Source organism: Bacillus sp. XB1 (assembly GCF_053557995.1).
In genome coordinates this window covers 1,243,244-1,251,494 of record NZ_JBNRIL010000001.1, presented here as the reverse complement: position 1 = coordinate 1,251,494, position 8,251 = coordinate 1,243,244, and the positions used below count along the sequence as shown (strand labels likewise).

Here is an 8,251-nt window from a genome sequence, read left to right as displayed (position 1 = left end):
AACGAAAAGGGCAGCCCAATAACTGCAAATAAAGTGTAGGCAATAATGAATATATCAAGAGTATTACTTTTTAAGAGGATAATGTAAAAAGTAATTGGTAGAGACATAGAAATCTTTGTAATAGAAGCGAATGCCTGATGATATTACTGAGGAAAGGTGCATATTTTCATTGATATGTAAATATGCACCTTTTCTATTGTATTTGCAATTTAATAAAGTTAATTTGAATTTATGTAACGCACATATATGAAGCCATCTTTTAAAAAAGGAAGTGATTTATCATACACATTCAAGCTGTGAAAATACCAAAGAATATTGAAAGTCATTTGTTTAAGCAACTTAGTAACTTAGTTTCAAATGAGAAGAAAGAACGAATGAAGCGTTTATTAAACTCATGTGACGTTAATAGGACCCTGATAGGGGATTTACTAATCCGATCTCTAATCTGCCAAAAGTATAAAATTAATAATGAAGAAATTAGATTTAAATATAATGAGTATGGAAAACCTTTTGTTGAAAATTTTTCTGACTTTCATTTTAATCTGTCACATTCAGGAGAATGGGTGGTTTGTACTACTGCTAATTTTAATGTGGGTATTGATATAGAAAAGATTTCAGAGATAGAGGCTCTTAAATTAGCAAAAGAATTTTTTTCAGCGGATGAATTTTATGATATATCTAATATGAATTCTGATGAACAAAATAATTGTTTTTTTGATTTATGGACATTAAAAGAAAGCTATATAAAAACGATTGGAAAAGGGCTTTATACCCCATTAAATTCATTCTCTATAAAAAAAGAATCACGAACTTTAATTTCATACAAGAATATACCTAAAAACTTTTACTTTAAACAATATAACATTGATCCAAATTATAAGTTATCTGCTTGTGCAACAAGGGATGAATTTCCGCAAGAGATAATAATTAAAGACATTTATGCAATTTTCCAAAATATATACAAATTTGAAAGTAAGGAGAAAATCAATGCAGAAGACTAAACTTTTTTGCTTTCCACATGCTGGGGGATCTGCGTTTAGTTACGCAAAATGGAAAAATCACTTTAATCCATATATTGAGGTAGTCCCGATAGAGTTAGCTGGTAGAGGATATAGAATTGAAGAAAACTTGTACCAAAGTATGGAAGAGGCAGTAAATGATGTTTACAATAAAATAGTTATGCAGATAGATGATTCGCCCTACATTCTATTCGGGCATAGCATGGGAAGTTTGATCGCCTATGAAGTGGCCAGAAAAATAAAAGATTCTAAAAACGTATCGCCTGAATTTCTTGTTTTGTCCGGTAGAAATCATCCAAATAGTAAAATAAAAAATATCCGACATAATCTTTCTAATGAGCAATTTAAAAGAGAAGTTATTGCAATGGGAGGTACACCATCTGGGGTACTGCAATCAGAAGAATTAATGGAGATTTTTCTCCCTATTCTAAGAGCAGATTTTAAAATCGTTGAGACGTATATTCATGACAAAAATACACAACCATGTGATATTGATTTTCTTATATTTAATGGGGAAAATGATGAATTTACTACATATGATCAAGTAATAAAATGGGAACGATACACAAGTAAAACGTGTACTTTTCATTCTTTTGAAGGTAATCATTTCTTTCTAAATGAAAATATTGAAGAAATAGCAAATAGTATTAAAAGAAAGTTAGATTCTAAAAGATTATCAAATAGTTTTTAGTTTTTTAAGTATACTCATAGCTAACAAAGAAAAATATGAAAGATGAAAAATACAGGCATTGCTGAAATTTTATTGAATATATGCATAGAATCCTAAACGAACTGTTTAAAGGCAGAGACTCTAAGCAAAATGTATATGAATTAACTTTAGTTTAAGTTGGCTTTACCTATAATACCATTTAGAGTCTTTATTATACTTAGTACAAAGTACATAACAGTTAGGGATGCTGTATGTAAAGCTAATGAATATGTGAAGTGAAAAGGCCGACTCTTATAATTATGAGTGGGCCTTTTGGTTTTATGGATATCAAATTAGTGAGCAACATTTCAAAGCGTATCTTGTGATATAACTAAGTAGATTTTTTTAAACAAGGGGATGATGAGATGAATAAATTGAAGGGGAAAATTGCATTAGTAACAGGGGCTAGTAGAGGGATAGGTCGAAGTATTGCCTTACATTTGGCACAGGCTGGTGCGTTAGTCGTTGTTCACTATAGTGAAAGAAAAGAAGAAGCAGAAAGTGTAGTGGATAAAATTAAAAAAGATGGCGGTTCCGCATTTGCGATTCGTGCAGACTTAAGTACTTTTAATGGCATTAATAAATTGTATTCAATGATGGATCAATCTCTTCAAAAATATATAGGTGATACTACATTTGATATCCTTGTAAACAACGCTGGAATTGGGCAGGTGTTAACGATAGAGGAATCTACGTTTGAAATATATGTAATGTTTAGATACCTAAAGGAGTCTACGTTTTTTAGTAGGGTCTTTCTAGCTAATGATAAGGTACCAGCAAATAAACTATTTTGTCTAATTGACAAATAGAAAGTTTACATAACGTTTTTCTGGTAAATAATTATGAGTCAAATAGTGTGATCAATTAAGTTATTTAGTCCTAAATCATAAGATTTTAATACAAAATACTATAATTTGATTAATAATAGTAGTGAAAAAATATTAAATATATCTAAGTTTTAAAGCGAATATTAGAAACCGGTGTACCGCATTCTTATTTCAATAGCACATATGCAAGTATTAAAGTCCAGAACTCATCTGGTAGCGTTATGTACAATAAGGAAATTATGGGAAATAGACAACAAAATGCTGAAACGCAAACAGTACCTGTAAAAGAGGGAGATTATATAGAATTTACTCATATAGGAGGGGAAGCAGCAAAGGAAAAAACACGCGCGACTTTAACTAACCTTGAGAATGGAAAACAGGAATATATCGGAAAGAAAAGAACATATGGGGTTACATCTACAGGATTAATAAGACAATAAACGTATAAAAAAGTTGGGGAAATCCCCAACTTTTTTATACGTTTTAGTCAAGAAGATTCCTTCTTCAAGGAATACGAAGTGAGTAGGTAGAGGTAAATTGGCTTCGAATAAGGTATGGCAGGAAGCTTTATCAATAAGTATGCAAATATTTAAAAAACTAATTTTTATACAAAAAGTGTATACTTACGACAAAAAAATTTACCTTAACCAACAATTTTGCTTTTAGTAAATTTAAGGTGTGTAATTAATATACATTTTTCGAGGAAAACACAGAATTCTGTCAAATTATCTTCATTTACATGACTGTGAACGTGGTATAAAAATGAAGCATATCCAAAATTATTAAAGGGGCTGAAAAAATGATTAAAAAACTTATTATTGGTTCTGTTGTTTTAGGAACAGCAATAGGAGTAAGTAAACCTACATTTGCTTCAACAAATTATTCTCCATCACAGTTTCAAGATAGGGGAGATGCCCAAGTTCAATCAATACCATCGCCATGGCAGTATTTAGGGCAAACCTCTAGGGAACTTCAAATTAAAACTAAGGATCCAAAAGTGCTTGCTTTTGAATTAGCAAAAGAAGCTCCATTTTACGAAGATGAATTAGTGGATGTGTGTTTTGCAATCTTAAGAGAAAATGTAGATGTAGTATATTGGACAAGTAAGGAATGGGCTAGATTTGAAGTAGGAAATTACGAGTTTAAACATGAAATGAAAATTTATAGAGATAAAGAACGTCAGCAATTAATTACTTCAATAGAATCATAAAAAAAGAAGCTATCTTTAGTAAGATATGCATCTAATAATGTAGACAGGAAAAGAGAGCACATAAAACTGTTGCGATATTGGAAAGTAAACTAAAAAAACAAGTATAATTACTTGTTTTTTTAGTTACAGTAATTATTTAGAAGGCTTAGCTTGTATATGTTCACATATATTTATTGGATAACCATAATCCTCTCTATACTATGATTGGGATACAAAAGCTAGAAAGGTATCAATCCATTTATTCTTAAATTGAATTACCATTCCTCCGTCATGGTAGGTTTCGTTATATTTTGAAAAAACACTTCACAAACAATATGTATTACTTTATGGGAACATTATTAAATTTGAACGATATTAACAATACTTTGTTGATAATTAGCTAAAAAAGTATTGTACGATTAAATGTATTGTGTTACATTTATGTTACAAGATTGTTACGAAATATTATAATTATTTCTATATCATTTCCTTTTGTTTCCTTAATGTTACGAAAGGTATAGACGTGTTATGTGTATAGGAGTGTGTGTAGTAAAGAGTCTGAGTTGAAAATACGTGCACACTTTAAATTTCCTTTCTGTCTGAATGAAGAAGACTACCAACTAATTAAAGGGTTCAAAGTAACAACTTTAAATAAAATGTGCTTCCTTTCCCACACACAATTTAGTACATATTTAAAGTACAGCCTAGTTGCTACACAGACTCTTGTACATATAAACATTAAGGTGAAATAGAGATAAGGATTTATTACATAATAAGCATTACTTAGCTAAACGTAAAAATATTATCTGTGCATTTTTATGAAATGTTAAAATGTCTAGATGATATTTTTTGAAGATTTCTTGGATATGTTTATGAATAACAATTTCTAATACTTAATGATTCTCTACTACTGCAATATCCGATAATTTATGTAATAGGATTTATAAGGTGTATGTACATTCACTTATATAGGGAAAATGAGGTTTTTCATATGAAGTATAGTTATAAAGTGTTTATATTTATTTGGACAATTATTTTATTGTTTTTTCTGCTTTATTATGGTTACAGTGAAATTTCTGATACCAAGAAAGTGCCAGTTATAACAATCAAAAAATAGAAGTAAAGAATATTGAGAAAACCAAATGAGATAAAAATAGATACAGTAGAAAGGCTACTACAGGAAGTAATTAATCGTACGAAGTTAGAAGGTGAAAATGCATCTCTTTATAAAGATGCTATTCATGCAAGGTCGTTATCAAGTGGTCATAACCCATCGAGAACATGGGTAAAAACGTTACAAGGAAGTATGGGGGGATAGAATTCCAGAAGGCTGGAGGATATGTGGTGAAAATGTGTATGCTTGTCATGGCATTCACTACACAGCACTGACGTCCTATTTTTATGTCTTTTCAATATAGAATGAGAAAAATGAATGTTTATCGTGGGATGCAGCAGTTGCATGGTGTAAAAAGTTAGGCCTTGCACACGTTCCAGTGTTATATCGTGGCCCCTATAATGAAAAGGTAATTCGTTTGTGCTACAACGGTACTTCACTCTTTGGAGGGATTCAGGAGGGGTATGTACTTAGATTAACGGATGCGTTTCACTATAATGATTTTTCAAAATCCATAGCGGCATTTGTTCGAAAAGACCATGTGCAAACCAATCAGCACTGGATGACACAAGCGGTTATCCAAAATAAATTAGCAAAATAAAAACACGCAATTCCAAATGGAACTGCGTGTTTTTTCTTTTTTTAGCATCATTTGACGTTCATGTATGGTTACTCTTATTAGAGAATATGTCCCCTAACCACGGAAAACTATTAATTTATTAGTTTTTATTCGTAACTTTTAAAGTATCTAATACGACTTTAGTTGTGTCTGCAATAAGCTTATCATCATATTCTGCATCTTCTTTATCATGATTAGAAAGGATGGCAAGAACAATTGGCTTTTTATTTGGTGGCCAAATAATTGCAATATCATTCCTTGTTCCATAAGATCCTGCGCCTGTTTTATCAGCTACTTCCCATCCTTTTGGTACGCCCGCACGAATCAACTTATCTCCAGTCGTATTTCTCTTCATCCAATCTACTAATAATTCACGTTTCTCTGTTGGAAGTGCAGATCCTAATGTAAATGATTGAAGTGTCTTAGCGATCGCTTCTGGTGTACTGGTATCGCGCGTTTCTCCAGGATGTACTTCATTTAATTCAGGTTCAAATCGTTCAGATTTAGTAACCGTATCTCCCGTTTCTCTCAAGATTTTTTCAAATGCGGATGGACCACCTAACTTTTTAAGAATTAAATTATGTGCCGTACTGTCACTATATCGAACAGAAGCATCTGCAAGTTCTTTTAACGTCATTCCTGTATACACATGCTTTTCTGTAATTGGATTATAATTAGAAAGGTCTTCACGCGTATACGTAATCCCTTCATCAAGAGCTTCTATTGAGTTCTGACGTAAAAGAGCTCCCGCTGCTAATGATTTAGATGTAGAGGCAAATGCAAAACGATCATTTGAATGATAAGCAATAGTTTGATTTGTACCTGTATCCAGAGCATAAATACCAAGCTTAGCATTATATTCTTTTTCAAGCTTAGCAAAAGAATCATGACCTGTATTTTCTTGTTTAATTTGCTTTATTTGTTTTGTTTGCTTAGGTGGTCCAGATGGATTATTACTATTAGAACACCCTATTAGTGTTACACATGAAAGTAATACGACAGGTACAATCTTTTTGTAGGTAAAGAACTTGTTTAAAACGTACATGAATTTTCAACCTCTTTCAACGATATATGGATTTTGTTTTGGTATTTTAAATACCGATGTTAATTAAAGCGGGTGTTGGATACCGATACTTCTGAAGTTGAATTTTAACAGGCTAAGCAGAACCAAAGCGTTTATATGAATGAACAGTTGCTGTTTAGGGTGTTTCTTTTTTTATAGTTTACCTGTGAAAGTATTAAACTCGTAACATTTAAATGAAGTATCTCAATACACACTTTTTTACATCACTTTACTTTGGGGAATAATAAGTCCTTTCATATTTTTAGGGATACACATAATAGACACTCTAAGTAATAAATTTGTTCCATTTTAACTTGGTAAATGGTAAAGAAAATACAATGAATTGTAAATGAAATCTGTACGGGAATCTAGTACCGTATAGTACAGTGCATATGAAAAACTCCTCAATGCTATCTCTCAAAAAATAATAATTCTCGGCTTTATAGACTGTATTTTCAAAAATATTGCGAACTTGTAAGAAAAATGAAAGGTAATTCAATATGAGATAAACAACCTTACTACAATGAAAAACAGAATCATTATTAAAATCATGAGATACGATATCAAGTTATTTGCGTGTTTAATACATTTGACCAAATATTCCAGTTTTAATAGGAAAAGTCAAAATGTAGACAAGTATCTTCTATCAAATCTCATTCTTAGTGTGTACATTTGGAGGGAATTTCTCATATGAAATTAGTAAAAGTAAAAGATCTTAGTTAGGAGAAAGATGAGAATGCTAACAAATTCTATGGGAAGGTGAAGAAAGAAGGTAGCGTAGGTCTATTCATTAAGAGTAAGCTTGAGGAGATTATATCAGCTAAGTTACTCTTTAGCGACACAGTTAATCCTGAGGGGGATGAGACAATTACAAAAGAACAGCAAGTTGAATTTCACTTCTAAGAGGGGGCAGACGCCTCTCTTTTTTTATGTCGCAAATAACATTAATTCGTTAAGTAATTTATATGAGATTATCTTAAATAAGTTAGTTAAGAAAGAAAAATAAAAGTGAGTAACAAGATAAAAATATACAGGTACGTAAAAAATAAGGAAGTTGTATTTGCAAGTGTTTTAGTTGGGTGTGATATCAACCGTATGGGTAAAGATGAATATTACGTTCAAATTAATATGGATGGAAAAGGAGGAGTTTCAAAATCTATGGATGGTAAAGTGATGGGAAAGGAGTATGAATATACATTATCGGATTTTGATAAGGAAGGTAAAGAAAAAGAGTTAGAATTTATCGCACAAAAGAATCTTCGTAAAGAAGCATTCCTACGTGTATATCATTTAGATAAAAAGGTGTAACAGCTTGGGAGGAAGTGCTGGAAGACGGGATCCCTAAGAAAGCAAAAAAACTAGGTGTGAAATAATCAGTTATTTGTGATGGTGGATTCTCCTAGGTGGAGGGTTCGCCGTTTTTTATTATATGTTATGTTGTGGTTTTTATATAAAGCATATTGAAAAGATGGATTAAATCTTCTGGAATGATGTCTCCATAATTAATAACTTGTACAATAACCTTTCAATTATCACTAAATCCATTCATATCAACAAGTTGTCCCATATATCCCTTTGTAGCAATATCTTTTAAAGTACGCTAAAAAATACTCTTTATTTTATCTTTATCTTATCTTTACCTTATCTTTAAATTTTTATATTAAACTTGAAACCTTAAAGTATTAATGTATGAGTCTAAAAGGGTGGGAGA

The 8,251-nt window shown here is 31.3% G+C and carries 6 protein-coding genes and 5 pseudogenes; 9 read left to right on the top strand and 2 right to left on the bottom strand.

Going from position 1 to position 8,251, the window contains the following annotated elements; genetic code table 11:
• The first annotated feature begins 296 nt into the window (after positions 1–296).
• From ACK1U5_RS06375 to ACK1U5_RS06355, 5 genes and pseudogenes are all read left to right on the top strand, one after another.
• Entirely contained in the window at positions 297–1,001 is a 705-nt protein-coding gene (locus tag ACK1U5_RS06375) for a 4'-phosphopantetheinyl transferase family protein (protein WP_087875374.1), read from the top strand.
• Positions 988–1,710, top strand: coding sequence for a thioesterase II family protein (locus ACK1U5_RS06370; RefSeq protein ID WP_001172937.1), 723 nt, complete (start codon positions 988–990; stop codon positions 1,708–1,710). The genes ACK1U5_RS06375 and ACK1U5_RS06370 overlap by 14 nt, the downstream gene beginning before the upstream one ends.
• Positions 1,711–2,093: 383 nt before the next feature.
• Positions 2,094–2,435, top strand: a pseudogene (locus tag ACK1U5_RS06365) (SDR family NAD(P)-dependent oxidoreductase); the annotation flags it as partial.
• Positions 2,436–2,686: 251 nt separating this feature from the next.
• Positions 2,687–2,995: pseudogene (locus ACK1U5_RS06360) on the top strand (putative mucin/carbohydrate-binding domain-containing protein); the annotation flags it as partial.
• A gap of 359 nt (positions 2,996–3,354) precedes the next feature.
• Positions 3,355–3,765 carry a hypothetical protein gene (locus tag ACK1U5_RS06355; RefSeq protein WP_000592189.1) on the top strand — a complete coding sequence of 137 codons (411 nt, stop codon included), beginning with the start codon at positions 3,355–3,357 and terminating at the stop codon, positions 3,763–3,765.
• Positions 3,766–3,963: 198 nt separating this feature from the next.
• Here ACK1U5_RS06355 and ACK1U5_RS06350 read toward each other — a convergent pair.
• Positions 3,964–4,050, bottom strand: a pseudogene (locus ACK1U5_RS06350) (DUF2278 domain-containing protein); the annotation flags it as partial.
• Between the two features lie 823 nt (positions 4,051–4,873).
• Here ACK1U5_RS06350 and ACK1U5_RS06345 point away from each other — a divergent pair.
• Both ACK1U5_RS06345 and ACK1U5_RS06340 read left to right on the top strand, forming a co-directional pair.
• Entirely contained in the window at positions 4,874–5,062 is a 189-nt protein-coding gene (locus ACK1U5_RS06345) for a hypothetical protein (RefSeq protein ID WP_223277249.1), read from the top strand.
• A 34-nt stretch (positions 5,063–5,096) separates the two neighbouring features.
• Positions 5,097–5,459: pseudogene (locus ACK1U5_RS06340) on the top strand (RNA ligase family protein).
• A 118-nt stretch (positions 5,460–5,577) separates the two neighbouring features.
• On the opposite strand, the gene blaIII reads toward ACK1U5_RS06340, so the two are convergent.
• Positions 5,578–6,522 (bottom strand): class A beta-lactamase BlaIII, encoded by a 945-nt coding sequence (gene blaIII / locus ACK1U5_RS06335; RefSeq protein ID WP_087875377.1) that lies wholly within the window; start codon positions 6,520–6,522, stop codon positions 5,578–5,580.
• A gap of 777 nt (positions 6,523–7,299) precedes the next feature.
• On the opposite strand from blaIII, the gene ACK1U5_RS06330 reads away from it, so the two are divergent.
• Positions 7,300–7,443 (top strand): hypothetical protein, encoded by a 144-nt coding sequence (locus ACK1U5_RS06330; RefSeq protein ID WP_002196501.1) that lies wholly within the window; start codon positions 7,300–7,302, stop codon positions 7,441–7,443.
• A 117-nt stretch (positions 7,444–7,560) separates the two neighbouring features.
• Positions 7,561–7,913 (top strand): annotated as a pseudogene (locus tag ACK1U5_RS06325) (YxeA family protein).
• Positions 7,914–8,251 lie beyond the last annotated feature (338 nt).